Annotated in this window: 17 protein-coding genes and 2 pseudogenes; 8 read left to right on the forward strand and 11 right to left on the reverse strand. The window is 68.3% G+C overall.

The genetic code is table 11. The features are described 5' to 3' along the window. Positions 1–318 precede the first annotated feature (318 nt). Entirely contained in the window at positions 319–2,010 is a 1,692-nt protein-coding gene (locus OHB13_RS00300) for an alpha/beta hydrolase (RefSeq protein WP_328374645.1), read from the forward strand. Positions 2,011–2,628: 618 nt separating this feature from the next. Here OHB13_RS00300 and OHB13_RS00305 read toward each other — a convergent pair. The 3 genes and pseudogenes from OHB13_RS00305 to OHB13_RS00310 form a co-directional block, all read right to left on the reverse strand. Then, positions 2,629–2,751 carry an AraC family transcriptional regulator gene (locus OHB13_RS00305; RefSeq protein ID WP_443062916.1) on the reverse strand — a complete coding sequence of 41 codons (123 nt, stop codon included), beginning with the start codon at positions 2,749–2,751 and terminating at the stop codon, positions 2,629–2,631. 7 nt (positions 2,752–2,758) lie between these two features. Continuing rightward, positions 2,759–3,147 (reverse strand): annotated as a pseudogene (locus OHB13_RS38690) (Tn3 family transposase); the annotation flags it as partial. Between the two features lie 81 nt (positions 3,148–3,228). Next, positions 3,229–3,937 (reverse strand): annotated as a pseudogene (locus tag OHB13_RS00310) (IS6 family transposase). A gap of 287 nt (positions 3,938–4,224) precedes the next feature. On the opposite strand from OHB13_RS00310, the gene OHB13_RS00315 reads away from it, so the two are divergent. Next, positions 4,225–7,044, forward strand: a complete 2,820-nt coding sequence (locus tag OHB13_RS00315) for a SpoIIE family protein phosphatase (RefSeq protein ID WP_328374647.1) — start codon at positions 4,225–4,227, stop codon at positions 7,042–7,044. A 418-nt stretch (positions 7,045–7,462) separates the two neighbouring features. Here the strand turns inward: OHB13_RS00315 and OHB13_RS00320 are convergent, their stop codons facing one another. After that, positions 7,463–8,779, reverse strand: a complete 1,317-nt coding sequence (locus OHB13_RS00320) for an APC family permease (protein WP_328374649.1) — start codon at positions 8,777–8,779, stop codon at positions 7,463–7,465. A 79-nt stretch (positions 8,780–8,858) separates the two neighbouring features. Between OHB13_RS00320 and OHB13_RS00325 the strand changes: the two genes are divergently transcribed. The 3 genes from OHB13_RS00325 to OHB13_RS00335 all read left to right on the forward strand — a co-directional run bounded on the left by OHB13_RS00325 (position 8,859) and on the right by OHB13_RS00335 (position 11,620). Further along, the gene (locus OHB13_RS00325; protein ID WP_328374651.1) at positions 8,859–9,875 is read left to right on the forward strand and encodes a GlxA family transcriptional regulator; all 1,017 of its coding nucleotides are present in this window, start codon (positions 8,859–8,861) and stop codon (positions 9,873–9,875) included. Between the two features lie 420 nt (positions 9,876–10,295). Then, positions 10,296–11,009, forward strand: coding sequence for an RNA-guided endonuclease InsQ/TnpB family protein (locus tag OHB13_RS00330; RefSeq protein ID WP_328374653.1), 714 nt, complete (start codon positions 10,296–10,298; stop codon positions 11,007–11,009). A 221-nt stretch (positions 11,010–11,230) separates the two neighbouring features. Then, positions 11,231–11,620: a hypothetical protein gene (locus tag OHB13_RS00335; protein ID WP_328374655.1), complete on the forward strand. Its 390-nt coding sequence runs from the start codon at positions 11,231–11,233 to the stop codon at positions 11,618–11,620. A 63-nt stretch (positions 11,621–11,683) separates the two neighbouring features. Here the strand turns inward: OHB13_RS00335 and OHB13_RS00340 are convergent, their stop codons facing one another. Then, positions 11,684–12,175 carry a hypothetical protein gene (locus OHB13_RS00340; protein WP_328374657.1) on the reverse strand — a complete coding sequence of 164 codons (492 nt, stop codon included), beginning with the start codon at positions 12,173–12,175 and terminating at the stop codon, positions 11,684–11,686. 62 nt (positions 12,176–12,237) lie between these two features. Here OHB13_RS00340 and OHB13_RS00345 point away from each other — a divergent pair, with 62 nt between their 5' ends. After that, the gene (locus OHB13_RS00345) at positions 12,238–12,426 is read left to right on the forward strand and encodes a hypothetical protein (RefSeq protein ID WP_328374659.1); all 189 of its coding nucleotides are present in this window, start codon (positions 12,238–12,240) and stop codon (positions 12,424–12,426) included. Positions 12,427–12,523: 97 nt separating this feature from the next. Here OHB13_RS00345 and OHB13_RS00350 read toward each other — a convergent pair whose 3' ends face one another. From OHB13_RS00350 to OHB13_RS00360, 3 genes are all read right to left on the reverse strand, one after another. Then, positions 12,524–13,627 carry a hypothetical protein gene (locus tag OHB13_RS00350; RefSeq protein WP_328374661.1) on the reverse strand — a complete coding sequence of 368 codons (1,104 nt, stop codon included), beginning with the start codon at positions 13,625–13,627 and terminating at the stop codon, positions 12,524–12,526. A gap of 591 nt (positions 13,628–14,218) precedes the next feature. Next, entirely contained in the window at positions 14,219–15,220 is a 1,002-nt protein-coding gene (locus OHB13_RS00355; protein ID WP_328374663.1) for a hypothetical protein, read from the reverse strand. 403 nt (positions 15,221–15,623) lie between these two features. Then, on the reverse strand, positions 15,624–15,818 hold the full coding sequence (locus OHB13_RS00360) for a hypothetical protein (protein WP_328374665.1): 195 nt from the start codon (positions 15,816–15,818) through the stop codon (positions 15,624–15,626). A 244-nt stretch (positions 15,819–16,062) separates the two neighbouring features. Between OHB13_RS00360 and OHB13_RS00365 the strand changes: the two genes are divergently transcribed. Further along, entirely contained in the window at positions 16,063–16,572 is a 510-nt protein-coding gene (locus tag OHB13_RS00365; protein ID WP_328374667.1) for a hypothetical protein, read from the forward strand. A 15-nt stretch (positions 16,573–16,587) separates the two neighbouring features. Here OHB13_RS00365 and OHB13_RS00370 read toward each other — a convergent pair whose 3' ends face one another. The 3 genes from OHB13_RS00370 to OHB13_RS00380 all read right to left on the reverse strand — a co-directional run bounded on the left by OHB13_RS00370 (position 16,588) and on the right by OHB13_RS00380 (position 18,734). After that, on the reverse strand, positions 16,588–17,424 hold the full coding sequence (locus OHB13_RS00370; RefSeq protein ID WP_328374669.1) for an IS5 family transposase: 837 nt from the start codon (positions 17,422–17,424) through the stop codon (positions 16,588–16,590). Between the two features lie 3 nt (positions 17,425–17,427). Beyond that, the gene (locus OHB13_RS00375) at positions 17,428–17,715 is read right to left on the reverse strand and encodes a hypothetical protein (protein ID WP_328374671.1); all 288 of its coding nucleotides are present in this window, start codon (positions 17,713–17,715) and stop codon (positions 17,428–17,430) included. Positions 17,716–17,975: 260 nt separating this feature from the next. Further along, on the reverse strand, positions 17,976–18,734 hold the full coding sequence (locus OHB13_RS00380) for an SDR family NAD(P)-dependent oxidoreductase (protein ID WP_328374672.1): 759 nt from the start codon (positions 18,732–18,734) through the stop codon (positions 17,976–17,978). Between the two features lie 150 nt (positions 18,735–18,884). Here OHB13_RS00380 and OHB13_RS00385 point away from each other — a divergent pair, with 150 nt between their 5' ends. Continuing rightward, complete coding sequence (locus OHB13_RS00385; RefSeq protein WP_328374674.1) at positions 18,885–19,529, forward strand: TetR/AcrR family transcriptional regulator; 645 nt, start codon at positions 18,885–18,887, stop codon at positions 19,527–19,529. The last annotated feature ends 219 nt before the right edge of the window (positions 19,530–19,748 follow it).

The raw sequence follows: 19,748 nt of genomic DNA on the forward strand, positions 1-19,748 counted from the left end.
GAGCGCCGCTGAAGGTGGCCAATGGCGACCAGCGCGTCCTGTGGGGCAACGTTGTACGCACAACCAGGACGTAATCAAGGGCCGCCACTGCGCGACAACATGAACGACGCACGGCAGTGGTACCTCACCCCCGCCTGGTTCCCGACGGCCGCCGCGTGCCGGGTGTGCTCCATATCCGGTACTACGACCCAGGGACCAGGTGCCGCGGTGCGTCACGCCCAGGTCGGAGGGGAGTTGGGGCCGCTCGGCTGACGATTCCGGCGTACTCCACCTGAATGATCATTCCTGTCCGAACATGCGACCGGAAGGATCGATTACATGCGTAGAAGATGTCTCGTGCCCCTGTTGGCTGTCGGTGTCACGGCGATGCTGGCCCCCGCGTTCGCCACCTCGACGGCCACCGCTGCTCCGGCCACCGCCGCTTCGTCGACCGCTGCCCCGGCCTCCGAGCCGTCCGCCGCCAGAGGCGCGCTGGGCCGCTATGCGAAGCAGAAGCCGCAGTGGAAGCGGTGCGACGCCGACTCTCCGGCGGAGTTCGAGTGCGCCACGATCAAGGTTCCGCTGGACTACCGGGCTCCCGGGGGCAAGCGGATCGACTTGGCCATATCCCGGATCAAGAGCACCGCGCCCGGCAAGCGGCACGGTGTCCTGTTCTCCAACCCCGGCGGCCCGGGAATGCAGGGGCGCTACATGCCGATGGGGTTGCAGGACAGGCTGCCCGAGTCCGTGCGGCAGAAGTACGACCTCATCGGCTTCGACCCGCGCGGTGTGGGAGAGAGCAGCCCGGTCTCCTGTGACCTGAAGCCGGAGGAGGAGGACTGGCTGCGACCGTACAAGGAGGAGAAGTTCGACAAGGACGTCGCCTGGGCACGTGACGTCGCGAACAAGTGCGGGGAAAAGGCGGGCGACACGCTCCCGTACATCACCACGCGCAATACCGCGCGCGACATGGATCTGCTCCGGGCTGTCCTCGGCGAGAAGAAGATCTCGTATATGGGCACTTCGTACGGCACCTACCTGGGCGCCGTCTACACCCAGCTCTTCCCGGGCCGGGCCGACCGTTTCGTGCTGGACAGCGCGGTCGATCCGGCGCGCGCCTGGCGGGGGATGATCCAGTGGTGGGCGAAGGGCGCCGAGCCGGCGTTCGACCGGTGGACCGAGTGGGCCGCCGACCGTTCGGAGAAGTACGGCCTCGGTGACACCCCGAAGAAGGTCGACCGGACCTTCTGGGACCTGGTCGCGCAGGCCGACGAGAAGCCCATCGTGGTGGACGGGCAGCCGAACACCGGTGATGACCTCCGGAGCGGTATCCGCTCGGCGGTCTTCACCCCGGAGTACGCCACTGAGGGGGTCGTGGAGCTGAAGAAGGCAGCAGCCGGCAAGTCCGCCTCCACGAAGAAGCTCGCGGCGTTCGCCGGAGCCGAAGGGGCAGGTCCGGCAGGCGCCGCCGCCGACGCCGCTGGTACGGGAGGCGCCGCCGCTGGTGCCGCCGAGGCGCCGTCCGACAATGATACGGCGAGCCTTCTGGCCATCGTGTGCGGCGACAACTCGGCCGCCTGGTCCCGCGACCCTGACAGCTACCGGCGCGACGCCGTGCAGGACAAGGGCCGTTACCCGCTATTCGGGGACTTCGCGTCCAGCGTCAAGCCCTGTGCGTTCTGGGGCGAGTCCGTGGAACCGGCGACCAAGGTGAACAACAGCGTCGGTTCCCTGATCGTCCAGAACGAGTGGGACCCGCAGACCCCGCTGCCCAGTGGCCGGGCCATGCACGCCGACCTGAAGGGCTCGAAAATGGTCACCGTCCTCGGCGGCGAGGGCCACGGCGTCTACCCGAACGGCAACGCGTGCACGGACAACGCGGTCGCCGACTATCTGCGCACGGGCAAGCTCCCGGCGAAGGACGTGACCTGCGAGGCGACGGCTGGCTCGGTCCCGGAGGGGCGCAAGAAACAGAAGCGGGACCTGCTTCCCGGGTCTCCGCTCCCGGAGCGTGCACCGGACCGTTTCTGAGCCCGGTCGCATCGCCCGTTGCCGCGTGACCCGTTGAAGACGGGGCCGGACCACCTCCTTCGTTCGCCCCCGGCCCCGCCGGAGGGGTCCCCCCGTTGTGCGCCGTGGGCGTGCACAGTGGGATCCGGTGCCCGACATGAGCCCGGTTGACCACGCATTTCCCAGACGCCACACTGTCCTGGAGAACGCCCTCCAGACCGGTCACCCGGACATTGCCACTCGGCATGCGGATCGCGATCCCGCACTCCAGCCCACCACTTCCCTGGGCCTTCTTCCGGTTCGCCAGCGACGGTTCGCCGCAGCGGACCGCACCGGGAAGCGGATCGCTCAGACCACTGACGAGCCCGCACCCAAGACGTCGAAGCCCCGGCCACAAGTAACCGGGAGCGCACCGACCAGTTCGTCGTTTCCCGCCCGATGCGCCCGTACTTTTCAGGACACCGAACCGCCTGCCAGCAGGCGTATCCGAAGTCGGCGACAAACGTGAGTACGACGACGCCGAAGAAAATGGGGTGAGCATGGGGATCGGCCCCGTGCCCGGGAGCACGTCGGCATGGGTGGCAGTCGCAACCCCCGCTCCGCAAACCCCATCCCGAGCCTGAGCCTTGGCCCCGAGCGTCAGGCTGTCCGCTGTTGCTGCTGGCGCCGGAAGGCGGTCGGGGTGGTTCCGACGTGCCGGGTGAAGACCCGGGTGAAGTAGGCGGGGCCCGGATAGCCCACCTCGCGGGCAATCCGGGCCACGGGGGCGGGCGACCTCCTCCAGCGCCGCCCACACGCCACATCCACATCGCAACCGGTCTGCCCGATGAGCTCCAGCTCCTCGATGAATACCGCCGCCCTCGCCACCAGCCGCGATGCCTTCTCCAACTGCGGCAGGGTCGACAGGCGCTGCTTGTGCGTGGACCGCTTCGCAGCGCTGATCAACCGGGTGGCCACCAGGATCTCGAACAGGCCCAGGGCATCGTCGATCGCCTTCGTCTCCAGATGACGCATCACCGCGGTGAGCATCGCCGTGCGCTTGGGCTCCGAGGACCTCTCCGGCTTCGCCGCCTTCGTGCCCAGCCCGTAACGGGCCAGCGAGGACAGCCGGTTCGGCGGGATATTGTCCAGCTTCACCCGCCCCAGCTGGAAGGCGGCGGTGGGCGTTGTCACGTTGTTGGGTGTGCGGGTGTCTGACGGTGTGTCGAGGTGTGGTGAGGCCGGGTGCCGGCCCTGGGCTCAGGCGGCGGCAGGCCGGCCGGTGACACCGGTGACCTGCTCCCAGATGGTGAAGCGGAGGGTCATTTCGGCGCGGTGTTGGGTGCCGGTCATCAGGTGGCGGCGGGGCCCGAAGTGGGGTGAGATGCCGCTGAACGCGGACAGGAAACGCTGCGCGGCGCCCACGCTGCGGAAGCATTTCATCGCCCGTTCGCGTTGCCGGGTGGGCTGATGACTGTTCTCGGCCCGGTTGTTCAGGCCGTGGGAACGGTGCTCGACGGAGGGCATGACCTCGCGGTGGGCCGCGCCGTAGGAGCGGAGCTTGTCCGTGACGATCACCCGCGGCACCCCGCCCGTCTTGGTCAGCAGCGTACGGAAGAAGCGCCTGGCCGCAGCCGCGTCCCGGCGGCTCTGCACCAGGATGTCCAGCACGTTGCCGTCCTGGTCGACAGCCCGCCACAGGTACTTCTGCTCACCGATGATCTTGAGGAAGACCTCGTCCAGATGCCACTTGCCGCCGGGCTGGGGCCGCCGGCGGCGCAGTCCGTTGGCGTACTGCTGACCGAACTTCAGGCACCAGCGGCGTGATCGTCTCGTACGAGACGATCACGCCGCGTTCCAGCAACAGCTCCTCGACCTCGCGGAAACTGAGCGGGAACCGGAAGTACAGCCACACGCAGTGCGAGATCACCTCGACCGGATACCGGTGCCCCTTGTACGACGACGACATACCCTCCACGGACGACCCCCTCCACCGTGACCAGCCCGAGGATCCTCCCACCCTGTCAGCCAACGTGACAGCGCCAGAGTGCAGGCCGGGCAAGTCGTCCTTGCGTACGGCATCGAGCCACTGCGGGAGCCGTTCGCCCTGGCGCCCGGTGAGCATCTGGGCAAAGGGCCGGACGTGTCCGGTGAGCGCGTCGAGCTCGGGACAATTGGACAGGACAGCTCCTCTGCAAATGTGTCGCGACCGTACCGTGCACGCTGCGGGGCAGAAGACAGTGCTAGGAAGTAGCCATGAAGGGACTTTCTAGCCCAAAAAGGCATATCCGACACCGTCTCTTCCCCGGCCCTGCGTCTGATCGGGGTGAGTCCGCGGGCCCGGGGCTGCGCTCTCTGCTGAATCTGCGCAGCGCCGCCGGGCAGGTGTTCGTTTTGCAGGTCGTGATCGTGGCGCTGCTGGTTGCGGCCGCGGTGACGGCCCTCGTGCTCCAGTCGAGGCGTGACAGCACGCGGGAAGCCGAGGTTCAGGCACTGACGGCGGCGGAGACGTTCGCGAACGCCCCGGGCACGGTCCAGGCATTGCGCAGCGGGAATCCGACGGCAGTGCTTCAGCCGCGTGCCGAAGCAGCCCGGAAGCGGGCAGGCGTCAGCGACATCGTTGTCATGAACACTAAGGGAATTCGCTATACGCACCCCGACCCGAATCAAATCGGGAAGAAGTTCGTCGGCACCATCAAACCATCGCTGGAAGGCCACACCACCATCGAGCGGGCCAGCGGGCTTCCTCTGCCGGCGGACAGAGGGCCGGTCATCCAGGCGGTGGTCCCGGTGACCGATGACCGCGGCTCGGTCGTCGGCCTGGTGTCCGCCGGGATCAAGGTCCGGTATGTGAGCAACCTGTCCGGACGGGAACTGCCGATCATCCTCGGCGCCGGGGCGGCCGCGCTGGCCCTGTCCACCTCCGGGGCGGCGCTGGTGGCCAGGCGGTTGCGTCGGCAGACGCACGGTCTGGGGCCGGCGGAGATGACGCGCATGTACGAGCACCATGACGCGGTGCTGCATGCAGTCCGGGAGGGAGTACTGATCATCGGTGCCGACGGACAGCTGATGCTGGCCAATGACGAGGCGCGGCGGCTGCTTGAGCTACCCGTGGACGCGGAGCAGCGACAGCTGGGGGAGCTGCAGCTGGATACGGAGACAGCACAGCTGCTGGCGTCGGGTGAGCCGGCCACGGATGAGGTGCATCTCGCAGGGGACCGATTGCTGGCGGTCAACATGCGCCCTACCGCCCCGCACGGCGGTCAGGCGGGCTGGGTGGTGACGTTGCGCGACACCACAGAGCTGGCGTCGGTCACCGGACGGGCGGAGGTGGCGCGGGAGAGGCTGAAGCTCCTGTACGACGCGGGCGAGCGGATCGGCACCACGCTGGACGTGGTGCGCACCGCACAGGAGCTGGCGGATGTGGCGACCCCGCGGTTCGCCGACATCGTCACGGTCGATCTGCTGGAGTTGGTGGAGCGCGGCGAGGAGCCGGCCAGGGCGGCGGATATGCGCCGAACGGTAGTCAGTGGGGGGTATCAGGAGCGGCAGGGGCTCTACCCGGTCGGAGAGCTGATCACCTACTCGCCGGCGGCTCCGCAGGCTCGGGCCCTGGAGACAGGGCGGGCAGTGCTGGAGGACGACCTGCGGCAGGCCCGGGGGTGGTGGGAAGAGGACCCTGACGGGGCCGGTATGGCCCTGGAACGCGGAGTGCATTCGCTGGTGACGGTGTCGCTCCAGGCGCGTGGTGTGGTGCTGGGGACGACGAACTTCTGGCGCACGGGGGATTCGCCCCCGTTCAAGGAAGAGGACCTCTCCTTCGCGGAGGAGCTGGTGGCGAGGGCGGCGGTGGCCATCGACAACGCCCGCCGCTTCACCCGGGAGCACGCGATGGCGGTGACTCTGCAGCGGAGTCTGCTGCCGCGAGGGGTACCGGAACAGGACGGGCTGGAGGTGGCCTGGCGGTATCTGCCGGCAGAAGCCGGCGTGGGCGGGGACTGGTTCGACGTCATCCCGCTGTCGGGTGCCCGGGTGGCGCTGGTGGTCGGCGACGTCGTGGGACACGGATTGCATGCGGCGGCGACGATGGGGCGGCTGCGCACAGCGGTACAGAACTTCTCCGCCCTGGATCTGCCGCCGGACGAGTTGCTCGGACGCCTGGACGACCTGGTCACCCGCATCGACAGCGACGAGAGCGTTGACGACGGGCCGCACGGCCACGAAAGCGAAGCGGTCACGGGGGCGACCTGCCTGTACGCGATCTACGACCCGGTCACGGGAGTATGCGTGACTGCGCGAGCAGGACACCCGGGACCGGCGGTGGTGCATCCCGACGGGACCGTCACCTCTCCGGAAGTGCCTGCTTCGCCGCCTCTCGGCCTGGGCAGCAGCCACCCCTTCGAAACCGTTGAATTGCGCTTGCCCGAAGGCTCTCGGTTTGTGCTGTTCACCGACGGGCTGATCGAGAACCGCAACCGGGACATCGGCGCCGGGCTAAACCTGCTGCACCGGGCGCTGGAGGGGGCGGGGCGTACTCCGGAGGAGACGTGTCAGGCGGCGATCGACGCGATGCTGCCGGCGCACCCGGCCGATGACATCGCACTGCTGGTCGCACGCACCCGGTTGCTCGAGCCCTCCAGGGTGGCGCAGTGGGAGGTGCAGCCCGATCCGGCGGCGGTGGCCCCGGTCCGTGCGGAGTGCGGGGTGCAACTGCAGGCGTGGGGACTTGAGGACATCGCGTTCACCACGGAACTCATCCTCAGTGAGCTGATCACCAACGCCATCCGGTATGGCTCGCCGCCGATCAGGGTGCGGCTGCTGCACGACAGCAGCCTGATCTGCGAGGTGTCGGACGGCTCCAGCACCTCACCACGGGTACGCAGAGCAGCGACCACGGACGAGGGCGGACGTGGACTGTTCCTGGTGGCGCAGTCCGCCCAACGGTGGGGCACACGGTACACCCCGGGCGGCAAGGTCATCTGGACCGAACAACCGCTGCACAACGGCGCCCCTGCTGCGACGAGCGACACATCCGTGGAAGCCCTCCTTGACCAATTCGACGATCCCACCCTCTGAACCCACGGGAACATATCGATCAGCGTTGTGGAGGTGGGCCTTCGTCTGGTCGGCGGAAGCGCGGGCGGCGGCGTGCGGTGAGTGGCGGCTCAGAGCGCCTCGGCCCATTCGTGGTGTCCGAGAAGAGGCTGCGGTGCGGAGGCGGCAGGGGGACCCCGGCTTGAGGAGGGGCCGCCGGTCCCCGATGGTTATCTTCAGCAGCGGCAGGTGAACCAGGCGCCCCAACAGCAGAGCCCGTACGACGCCCAGGGCCAGCCCGACCAGCACCCAGGCGCTCCGCGAGGGGGGGAGTGCCAGCAGCTGGAGCCGGGGTCCGCGAGCAGGCCGGGCGGGAAGCGGAGCCGACGGCCGCGGTCATCGACTCTCAGTCTGTGAAGGCGTGCGCGGGGGCGTGGCCCGCCGGTAACTCGCCCTGGCCTCACTCCGCCCCGCCGGGTCGGCGCGGAAAGCGGTGTCGGCTCCACCGATAGCCGAGGGCGACGGCCGCGACGATCACGGGGACGGCGATGTATCCCGCTGCGAAGGGCGCGATCACGATCGTGAAGGCCAAGGCGGTCACGGCGTAACCGCGGGCCCGGCCGGTCAGCAGCCGGGCCCCGGCCGCCGTGCCGATGAGGTAGGTCACCAGCACGAGCGAGGCCGGGAGGCCGACGATGTCCTCCGTACCCCAGCCGCCGAGCCGGGTTGCCACCAGACCGGCCGCTCCGATCCCGCCCACGGTCAGCACACCGGCCACCGGGACCCCGTCGGCGTTGCGGCGCCCCAGAGGGGTTGGGAGCCAGCCGTCCCGTCCGAGCCCGTAGCCGAGCCGGGAGACGGCCGCGATGAAGGCGTTGGTGGTGCCGAGGCTGATCACGGTGGCCAGGACCGCGGCAGCGACGGTGGCGCTGAAGCCGAGCCCCGCGCCCAGCACTTGGCCGACGGCGATCCGGTCCAGCCGGGCGTTGCCGTAGGTCCCGGTGCCGACGACGGCGAAGGAGACACCCAGGTACAGCACGACGACCACGGCGACGGTCGTCACCGTAGCCCGGGTCAGGTCGCGGTGTACGTCGCGGAACTCACCGGCCAGATGGGCGACCGCCTCCCAGCCCGCGAAGGCGAAGAACAGTACGACAGCCCCGTCAGCGATTCCGGACAGGCCGTTCGGCGCGAAGGAGGAGAACGCGGACGCGTGGACATGTGCGAGGGCGGTGAGCGTGGCGGCCAGGAGCAACAGCGCCACACCGCCCGAGAGGGCGAGCTGTACACGGCCGCTCAGCCGCAGCCCCACCAGGTTGGCCGCGACCGCCAGCGCGAGGATGCCCGCTGCGAAGAGGAAGGCGTAGTCCTGGTCCACGCGGAGCGCAGCAGCGATGTAGTAGCCCCCGGTCAGCGGGACGATGGTCTGCCCGACCGACCCGGCAACGAAGTAGAACCACCCGGCGAGCCCCCCTGCCGTCGGCCCGAAGGCGCGGGTGGCATAGGTGGAGATGCCTCCGGGGTCGGGGAAACGCGTGGCCAGGGCGGCGAACGTCATCGCCAGTGGCAGGCCGAGCAGCCCCATGAAGAGCCATGACACCAGCGAGGCCGGCCCGGCTGCCGACGCGACCTGGCCGGGCAGCACCAGGACTCCGGCGCCAAGGACGGCCCCGACGTACAGAGCCACGGCCTGCCCGTAGCCGATCGTGCCTTGCAGTGGGGAGGTCTCCGCGGAACTGCTGTCGTGCGTGTTCGGGGGGTGTCCGGTGGCGCTCATCCCGGTCCTTCTCTCTCGTGGCGGTCTCCCCCCAGATTCGGTATTCCGCTGCCTGCGGACCAGTGGCAAGCTTGCCGACATGCGAACGGATCTTGCCGCGCACCGCGTGGCCCTCGCCGTGACGGACCAGGCGCCGATCTTCGAACTGGCGGTGCCCTGTGAGGTGTTCGGCATCGACCGCCCCGACCTGGCCGACCCGTGGTACGACCTGCAGGTGTGCACGGTCGACCCCGGTACGACGGTCGCGCACGGCTTCGTCGCCCACGGTGCGGGCGACATGGACGACCTGGTCCGTGCGGACACGGTGGTGGTGCCCGCCTGCGCGAATGTGCACCGCGCGCCGTCGCCCGAGCTGGTCGAGGCGGTCCGTGCGGCACATACGGCGGGGGCACGCATCGCGGCCATCTGTTCCGGCGCCTTCGTCCTGGCGGCAGCCGGCCTCCTGGACGGCCGCCGGGCCACCACCCACTGGATGCACACCCATGAACTCGCCCGCCGCCATCCCGAGGTCTGCCTGGACCCGAAGGTGCTCTACGTCGAGGACGGCGGTATCTACACCTCCGCCGGTACCGCAGCCGGTCTCGACCTGTGCCTGGAACTGGTCCGCGTCGACCACGGAGCCGCCGTGGCCAACGCGCTCGCCCGACGCCTGGTGACACCTCCGCACCGCACGGGCGGCCAGGCCCAGTACGTCGAACTGCCCGCGGTGGCCCGCGACGACACCACGCTCGGGCCCCTCTTGGAATGGGCCCGGGGACGGCTCGACGGCCCCCTCACCCTCACCGACCTCGCACGGCAGGCCGGCATCAGCCGCCGGACCCTGGCCCGCCGCTTCGAGGAGACCATCGGGGTGCCCCCCATGCGCTGGCTCCAGCAGGAGCGCATCCGCCGTGCGCAACACCTGCTGGAAACCAGCACGCTGCCCGTGGAACAGGTGTCCGCCGCCAGCGGGCTCGGCAGTGCGACGAATCTACGCCGTCACTTCGTCCGCGACGTGGGCCTCGCGCCGCAGGCGTACCGCTTCGCCTTCCTCGGCAGTCATGGTCCCGGCGACGGACCATCCGAGACCCGTATGCCGTTGCGTCGGCATAGCTGATCGCCCGGTTCAGCTCCGTCCCGGCCGTCGCAAGGCTCCCCCATGCGTCACGCGTGACCCAGTAGAGGCGACCGGATTCGAATCGCAAGCGTGTCGGAGACGTACGGCTCCCGATGTCACCGCGGCCTCTCCGGCCAGTCAACGACGAGTTCCTCACCCGGTGGCAGATCGCCACCGGGTACGTACCGAACTCCGCCTCGCAGACTTCCGCCCACCCGTAGCGGCCATCGGTCAGGTACTCACTGAACATCCGCAGCTCGCACTGGTACCACGAACCGTTAGCAGCGTGCGGCTTGTCTCGACGGATCTGCGGCACATCCGGATCGGCGGGGAGAAGTATCCGGGCGGGCAGCAGGCTTCCTCGTGCGGCTGCACCGGCCCGCGCGCCGGCTAGCGCGGGTAGTGGCCGCCGGGGGTGTAGTGAAGATGGTGACGATCGCCCGGGATGGCCATCAGTGGTGGGCGTCGTTCAACGTCCGCATCGCCGTCCCGGCGGCGGCCCGGCCCACCCGCAGACAGCAGGACGCCGGGATGGTCGGGGTCGACCTCGGTGTGGCCGTCATCGCGGCGACCTCCGAGCCGGTGATCACCGCGAACGGTAACGCGCGCGGTCTGCCCGCGCACTGCCAGAGCGCAGGATGGCGGGGAGCCCGGGACCAGGTCGCGCGCCTGAGCGGGCTGGTGGCGCAGCGGCGCGCTTCGTCTCAGCATCTGCTGACGAAGCAGCTCGTGACTCAGTTCGCGCACGTCGCGTTGGAGGACTTGCGGGTGAAGAACATGACGCGCTCCGCGCGCGGCACCCAGGACGCGCCCGGCCGGAACGTGGCGGCCAAGGCCGGGCTGAACCGGGCCATCCTCGATGTCGGCTTCGGTGAGATCCGCCGACAGATCGAGTACAAAGCCGAACGGCACGGCGTCCAGGTCACCGCGGTCAACCCCGCCTACACCTCGCAGACGTGCCACCGGTGCGGGCACGTCGACCGCAAGAGCCGGCGCACCCGCTCCGTCTTCGAGTGCACGCGGTGCGGACATGCCACCCACGCCGACATCGGCGCCGCCCACAACATCAAACACCGCGCACTCGACACCACTACCAACCAGGAAAGGGGCCTGACAGGGCGGGCGGGAGCCTGACAGGGCGCGGTTGAGCTGACGGGTGGTCGCGCGGTTCCAGACCCGCGATGGCCCGGCTGAGCCTGCTCCGCCGGGCCATCGCGCGTCTGGGTGCCTGTTTTGGCTGGCATGGTCCTCACGGGGCGACACCGGGTTATGCCAGGTTGTGAGCGACCGTAAGTGTCCAGGACGGGGGAGCGCTCGTGAACGCTGCACACAGATGGTTCGCACGCTTTGGAGCTATGGCTCTGTTCGCCGGGGTGTCCTTGCTCGGCAGCCCAGGGCCCGCCATGGCAAGCCATAGCTACCACCATCACTTCGACGTCTACGCGTATGACGCCTCCGGGCACCTGGTCTCGCACGGATGGGGTGATCTGGATCAGGACGGCACCGGCCGCGTCACCTTGAACAACGCCGGGATCAAGGACGACAGGGCTGACGGTCACGGCGCATCGATGACCATCTGGTACGGGACCCACGGCGACGACTACTTCATCGCCAACCGGGACGGTAACGGAAGCACCGTCCGGGACGACAACTACTTCCTCTCCTACGAGACGGGATACTCCGCCCACGCCTGCCGGCTGGAAGGCCCCTTCGGCTGCGGAGCGACCAAGACCATTCACTTCTAGTGCTGTGACCGGGATCGTTCACCGTGTTGCGCGGGCCTCTCAGTCTTCCTACGAGAGGTCTGATCACTCGGCCACTGCCGCGCACCAGGTCCATGAGGTGCGGCGGGGGCGGTCGTCCAGGTCTCCCCGGCCGGTGCACCAGAGGAGGACACGAGCCGGGTCCCCGGGTGGGGCGTCGGGGAAGAGCCGGTGGAGCGCCGCTTCGCAGAGCGGCGCCGGGGGCAGCCACAGCACGCCCAGCCCCTGGGCGATGTCGTGGGTGTGCAGGAGAACTTCGGTTACGCCCATCGCCGCGAAGCCTGGCGGGTCGCAAGGACCCCAGTGCCAGGCCCGAGCCTCCAGGCTGGCCGTAGCCAGCGCACTGCCGAGTAGCCCTGCGCAGGCGGTGACCACCTGGAGCACCTCGCGTGGGGAACTGTCCGAGCGGACGGCGAGGTCGAAAGGCAGGTAGGCGTCCGTCTGGCGTGCGGCGATCTGCCCGGCGTAGGCCAGCAGGTCATGGGCGATATGGGCGGCCGTCGTCCAGCAGCTCCATTCCAGCGAACCTGCCGGCACCGACCAGTCAGCAGCCCCGGCACCCGCCGGAAGCTTCGTCGTGCTGCCCGGAGGAGACCACCGTGCCCATCTTCGAGACCCTTCCCCCGCTTCACCGCCGACCTCCGGCGCCTCACCCCGCCCAGCGTCAGGGCTTCCGCCGTGTCGTCCTGGACGCCTTCGAGCCCGATCTGCGCACCGGCTGCCAGTTCCGTCCCGGCTTACGCATCAAGGGCGTACATATCGCCCCCGGCGTCTACGAGCTCACCTGAACACCGGACGGACGCGAGACGTGGTCGTACGGCGAGGAGCCGCTCCCCAGCACGCTATCTGGCATCGGATCGGTGCCCGCATCATCTTGACCGGCCCTTAACCTGAACTCTTCCGTTCCGTTCGGGACATGAGCCCCAGAGCCTTCGCAGGGCCCCCGTTGGTGAGGGACACAGGCTGGGGCACCGCGGGCTGGTGGCGGGCCGGTAGCGCTTGCGCGAGCCAGTCGGGCTCAGCGCCTGCCGCGACCAGCCGCCCGTACGCGCGGGCACTCTCGTAGCCAGCGCGGGTGCGCCTGAAATGGAACATGATCTCATCGCGGTGCTCTCCTCCCGCGTCGAGCTTGTACCAGCAGTTGCGCTCCGCTCCCCCGTCGCAATCGCACGGCTTGCACGCGCAGTGCTCACGCGTGGGCTGAAGCGCCAGGCCCCATCCCGGATGCGTCAGGTGCGCGAGAAGCACGTCGTGCTGTACCGGGACACCGTGTTCGTAGGTCAGCTCGAACTTCCATCCCAGCCCGTGCTGCCAGTACCTGACGCCGTACGGCTTGGTCACTGTGTGGAGGAGGGCGATCCGCCGTAGCAGGCCGCTCGCGATCCATGCCCTGTCTGCTCGCTCCTCCAACCAGGATGAATCCCCGGCCAGGTAGGTGGCTTCGAAGGTCGTCAGCACGGGCCGGTCCCATAGGGGTACGAGGTCATTGTCCGCGCAAAATGCCCGATGTTTACCGAGGAGGGACCACCACTGCTTGGGCTCCAGGCCGGTGAGAATGACGCGTCCGTCAGTTCCGGCCAGCCCGAGGTGGAGACCGATCGAGTCGACCTCCAGGATCCTGATCCCGGCGATTCCCCCTGGTGCAAGTTCTTCATCCTCAACAGGGCCTGTGTACTGGGTGGGCAGGAGGGCTCCAAGACAGTGCTCGGGCAGTGAGTGCTCGGGGCCGAGCTTGGGGTCCAACTCCACGGCAAGATGATCGGCGCTCGGACGAACGTGAGCGATGCCGGCGGGGTGGGCGCAGTAGTCGATAGTTCCGCCCAACCGCTCGAACACTGCGGCCTCCAGGCGGGCCTGATCACGGCTCGCGGCCGGTACAGGGTCCTGCATGTGGGAGGCCTTGAACTGCTCGATGCTGGCCTGATGCCCGATGCCGGTACAGCGGGAGTGGTAGCGAGCCTTCTGTGTGAGCATTTCTCCGTGGCTCATCAGCGTTCCTGAACTGCGTACCGTCCGGCCCCGGTGCGCACAGGTAGGTGTGAGCACGACTTGTTGTGTGACGGTGTTTTACGGGGGTCGGGGCCTAGCTCCTTCGCATCCGTCAGCAGAATGTCGGGCGCCTCTGGCCGGCGAGCGCCCTGCGGATGCTGGCCCACCGAGAGGGCCGCTGGCTATTGTGTCAGCAGGACATCTCGGTAGTAGGCATGATGGGGCGCCCGGAGGCCAATTCACCTGTCCGAGTGACGGCACCGGGGTCCCCTCCCCCGATGGTCTCGGTCGACGTTGATCTCGTCGCGTCGACCTCCGTTCACCCGGGCCCGGCCAACGAATCCCACGTGTTGAAAACCCACCGATGTGCACCGATGTGTCTCCTGCATTACGCGGAAGGCGCTGGCCGGGCGTATCTCTCCTCCGACGGGCCTTGAACCTCTGCGTGGTTTGTATGCAGCGGCCGTTGGAGGAACGGGAGTGCGTTCGGCAGGATCGAGCCAGCTCGCGGGACCGTTGGGGGGCTCGCGGACCGAGCTATTGTCCGGGTCAGCCTGCCGTCTGGGAGCGGATCTGGTTAGCGGGCTAGGGTCATTGTCCCGCTGACAGGACCCGAGCGATACGGCGTTCAACGCCCTCTGCGATCACCCGATACTCGGGCTCGCACGAGCCGAGATGGAGGGATGGGTAGTTGAACGTCTGGAACCGCAGCTCGATCAGACCGGATCGGTCGTCGTCGTCCAGACGGATGCAGCTCTCGTTACGGCCGGGCGGGTAGATCGCGTCGAGGTGTCGCGCCGCAGCGACTGGCAGCCCGAACTCAGGGTCAGTGAGTGCCGCGACCAACCTCTCCTTGCGATACGGGACTCCCCTTCGGTGAATGACGTCGATGCACCAACGCACAGGGCCGACGCCCTCGTACCCGTTGATGCCGAGGCCTTTGTAGCCGGTGACCGCGTCGGCCGACGTGATGGTGTGGAAGATTCCAAGCCGCCGCAGCAGACCGCTGCTGCACCAGGCTCCAGCCTGGACGTGCCGCGCCCACTCCCCCGTATTCCAGCGTTGCTCGAACACCAACTCCGCATCTGACCACTCCCGGGGACCACCCCACAACGCGTGCCACCCGATGTCCGCCACCTGCTCCAAGGCAGTCTGTTCACACCGTGTCCAGACCGGTGACGGAATGCCCGTCAGCCAAGCCGAGGTTCGACGACCCATGATGTGAACCTCGATACCGCGCTCGTTTCGCTGTCGGATCCGCAGGCCGGGCATGCCATGCACTTCGCCGTCGGGTTCGTACGCAGGCAGGATCCGGTCAAGGAGCCTGCCTGCGCGCTTTTCGTTCTCCACCACCAACTCGATGGTGTCTGGGTGCGGCCGAACGCGCCGGATCCCGAAAGGGAACTCGGTGAAGTCGATGTGAGAGTCGATGACCTCATGAAAGAGTTCTGCTTCGAAAGTTCGCTGATCCGTGGATTCTGCGGGTGGGACCGGCGGTTGCCCGGGGCGCAGGAGGGAGCGGGCCTGGGTGTAGTTCTCATTCGTGTAGTGGGTACGGAGCTGGGCGCGCTTACTGATCCGGTCACGACGCATCGGAGAGTCCTGTTCTCCCGTACCGTCGGCCCTTCGGTACGGCGAGACGGAGCCGCTACCGGTTGTGGTGCACGTGCAGTGCTGTGGTGTGAAGCCGACCTCCTTTGTTCCCCCGGAGGACGCTCGTATGGGGCCGACAGCAGTCCAGGGAACCCGGCCCAACCACGGCCGTTGGAGGAACCATAGCGATACCCAGGCCGCGCGTGAAGCTCCCGTCACCCGTTCGTGGGCATGCCCCTCGACTGATCGTTTCAGTCGAGCCGCTGGAGTCAGTTCACCGTTCTCGGCCAGGTCGACGAGAACCCGGGTCGTTGCAGATGCTGGCGTCGCGGACGATGAGGGCGTCCACGACCCAGAAGTAGCGGCCCCCCGTTGGCCTCTCCGTTTCCTTCCCACCTCTTCATCACGGATCGACCTGGGCCGCAGTCATGATGGTCGCCCTCCACCGAGAGCCGTCCGGGAGGTCGACAAAGACATCGACGTTGTCCACGGACTCCAGATCCTCACCCGCGTGCGGCACGAAAGAGTCCTCGAAGTGGTCTGTACGGACCCGGTAGACGGGTCCGTCCCAGGGCCCCGACTGTCTGTACTGGCTCATCGGGTGAGCTTGGCGGGCCGGTCAGCCCCTCCTGGACTGAAATCTTCCGCCACGCTCCCGGCGCTGATCCGGTGGCGGGCGCAGACGCGATCCGCAGGTGTGCGTACGTAGTTGCGAAGCTGTTTCTGATCTGCGGTTTTGCCGAGGGCCGATTGACGATCGGTTCGGTGACGGAGGGTTGCTGCCGGTCAGCAGGCTCCCCGGGCAACCGCAGGCGTTCTGACTTCAAGGTGTCTGTAGCATCATGGATATGCCCGAGGTGTTGATCAGTTTCAGCGCTGCCGCTCGGCGAAGATACTGGTGGCGGACCGGCGTCCTGATGTTGGTGCTTGTCGGCGGGCCAGTGGCAGTCGGCGTGACTGTGTCGGCACCGGACCGTTGGTGGTGGGGCGCTGGCTTCGGCGCTTTCGGTTTGCTCACACTCTTCGACATGATCAACCGCATCTATGGCCGAGCAGTCTTGACTGCGGCCGGGATGGAGTTCCGCACCTTTGTCAGTAGGCGCTCGCTTCCCTGGTGCGAGATTGCCGGTGTCAAAGTGCGGCAGCGAGGATCGCGGAGCGGAATCTGGTCGGACCTGCGGCTCGTCCGGGTTCGAGGGCGGTCACTCACGGTTCCCGGGACCATGACCAATCGGATTTGGGACGCGGAGCTCGATCGGAAGCTGGTCCTCATCCAGGAACATTGGTCCCGCGCTGTCGGCGGCAGCGATAGAGCTGGCCGTTCTGCTGAGACCAAGCGCCGCAGCCGCTAGGCCGTTTCTTTCGGATCACCTTGCTGACCAGATGAACATGGCGGCGAGGTGGAGTCCTGCGAGGTAGATGGTGGCGGTCTTGTCGTAGCGGGTGGCCAGGCCGCGCCACTGCTTGAGCTTGTTGATGCAGCGCTCGACCGTGTTGCGTTGCTTGTACGCGTCGCGGTCGAAGGCTGATGGTCTGCCGCCGCGGCTGCCGAGACGTTTACGGTTGGCGGCCTGGTCGGCGGGCTGCGGGATCACCGCCCGGATCCCGCGTCGGCGAAGGTGAGAACGAATCGCGCGGGACGAGTAGGCCTTGTCGCCCAGGACCATGTCCGGTGTGATTCTGGGACGGCCGGTCTGCCGGAGCACCCGTAAGCGGGCCATTACCTGAGGGAACGCAGGCGCGTCACCTGCCTGCCCGGGCGTGATGACGAAGGCCAGCGGACGGCAGAGGCCGTCGGCGGCGAGGTGAATCTTGGTGGTCAGCCCGCCGCGGGAGCGTCCGAGGGCATGGTCGGCGGGCTCGCCGGCCGGGGCCCGTTTTGACGGGCCCCGGCGGCGTGCTGGTGAGCACGCACGACGGTGGACTCGACCGCGACGACCCAGCCGAGATCGCCTTCGGCGTCGGCCTGGGTGAGCAGAGCGGTAAAGACCCTCCCAGGTGCCGTCGGCTGCCCACTTCCGTAGACGGTTGTGGGCGCCCTCCCACGACCCGAAGCGCTCGGGCAGGTCCATCCATGGCGTCCCGGTGCGGTACTTGAACGCGCTCGCGTCGATCACCTGCCGGTGATCACGCCACCGCCCTCCCCGCTGCGGAGTCCGATCCGGCAGTAACGGCTCAATGCGTTCCCACTGGGCGTCAGCCAACGATCAGATGATTCGAAAGAATCGGCCTAAGCGCTGTCGCCCGTCCGGGGGCCGGACGGCGAGTGCCTTGGGTCTCGATGGTGGCCCGGTGTATCCGATCACCGTCGCATCGACCGGCTCGGTGTGCCGCACCTTCGACCAGATTCGGCCCGGCCGGTACACGCCGCTGTCTCTCTTCGCGACGATGCCCTCAATGTCTTGGCGATCGTGCTGCTCGTACCAGAGCAGCGCGATCGTGCGGTCTCCGGTCGCCGGCACCGGCTGGATCGGCGGCCCTATCCCCTCCAGCACGGTGAGAAGGAGCCGGCGTCTCTCCGCGTACGGGCGGCTCAGCCGGATATCTCCGAGGTTTCCGGGTGGGCCAGGAGGCCCCACACCGTGTAGTGGGCCGGGAGCTGGGCGGCGAGCAGACCGCCGCGAACTGGATGGCCGAGAGCGGCCGCGGCGAGGCCCGCTATGCCGCCCACCGGGCCCGCGGGGCGGACCGCGTCTTATGCATCTCTTGGTTCTGCCAGGCAAGGGGCGGGGCACACGGTGTGGGCCGGGGGCGCTTACAGCAGGGCGCCGCCGGACACTTCGAGGCGCTGGGCGGTGACCCATCGCAGGTCCTCGGAGGCGAGCGCGGCGATGGCGTCGCCGATCTCCTGCGGTTCGCCGACGCGGCCGAGCGCAGTCTGCGCGCTCAAGCCCTCGCGCATCTGCGCGTCGTCCCGCATGGCGCCGCCGTTGAAGTCGGTGGCGGTCGGACCCGGTGCGATGGTGTTGATGCGGATCTTGCGCGCCCCCAGCTCCACGGCCAATGTCCGGCTGAGGACCTCGACCGCCGCCTTGGAGGCCGAGTAGACCGAGGTGCCGGCACTGGTGTGGCGGCTCAGGGAGGAGGAGACGTTGATGATCCGCCCCCCGTCGGCCAGCACGGGCGCAAGCGCCTGGATGAGGAAGAACGTGCCGCGCACGTTGGTGTCCATCACCGCGTCGTAGTCGTCGACCGTGACCGCTTCCAGCGGTCCGAACAGCCCGATCCCGGCATTGTTGACCAGGATGTCCAGCCGGGTCGCCTCCCAGCGCTCCAGCTGCGCGGCCAGGTGTGAGACGAAGGCGGGGAAGGAGGCCACGTCGCTGATGTCCAGCCGCAATGCGGCGGCCATGGCGCCGGTGTCCTGAATGCTCTTGACCGTCTCCTCGGCCTCCTGCGCGTCGCCGCGGTGGGTGACGATGACGCGCAGCCCGTGCCGGGCCAGCGACTGGGCCGTGGCCCTGCCCAGCCCGCGATTGCCGCCGGTCACCAATGCGATCTTGCCTGACTCCATGAGTGCTTCTCCATGCGGTGACGGAACGACGCCGGCGGGGAGTACTCCCGCCAACCGAAGGCGAGTCGGACGACTCGCCTCTCTGTCCACGTAAACACCTGCACAGTGGCGAGTCAAGTGACTCGCCTCGTGATGGGTCATACTGGGCCCATGACCGCAGGACTCTCCGCGCACCATCAACGACTCGCCCAGCGCAAGCGCGAGGCGATCACCGCCGCGGCCACGAAGCTGTTCCTGGACCGGGGATATGACGGGACCTCGCTGGCGAAGATCGCTCAGGAAGCGGTCGTCTCGAAGTCCACGCTGTTCAAGCAGTTCCCCACCAAGGCAGCGCTCTTCGAAGCCATCGTCACCGAGTACTGGAAGGGTGGGCCGGACCAGGCGGCGCCCGCAACGCAGCCCGGGGACCTGCGCGCCGGCCTGAGCGCGATCGGCCGCCAGTACGCCGACCTGATCGGCCAGCCCGCGATGGCGGCCCTCTTCCGCATCGTCATCGCCGAACTGCCGCGCTTCCCGGAACTGGGACGGGCTCAGTTCGAGCTGGGAAAACTGCCCTACTTCATCTCCGTCCAGCACTACCTGGAGGCCGAGCATGCCGCGGGCACTGCGGTGGTACCCGACACGGAGAGCACCACCAACCAGTTCCTCGGAATGATCGCCAACTACGTCCTATGGCCGCAGATGCTGCTCGCCGACTGGAGCCCCGCACCTGCCGACGTCGGCCACGCCGTCGATGAGGCGGTCACGACGATGCTCGCCCGCTACGGCCGCAGCACCGGCGACCCGCAGCGCTGAGGGCGCCGACGCGGGTGCGGACGCCCCCCCGTTACCTTTTTGGTGGCCCCACAACGGGGCTCCCGGTCTCCGGCTCGGCATGACTGTTCCCCCTGTAGTTCGCATGATCCGGGGGGTGTCACCGGGCCGGAGGCACCGGTAGACCGCTGATAGAGGCAGGACCACCAGCTCGCTGGGAGGCTCTTCGTAACGTGGATGCCGGCGACTGGTGCCACGCCA

Source organism: Streptomyces sp. NBC_00440, from assembly GCF_036014215.1.
GTDB lineage: Bacteria > Actinomycetota > Actinomycetes > Streptomycetales > Streptomycetaceae > Streptomyces.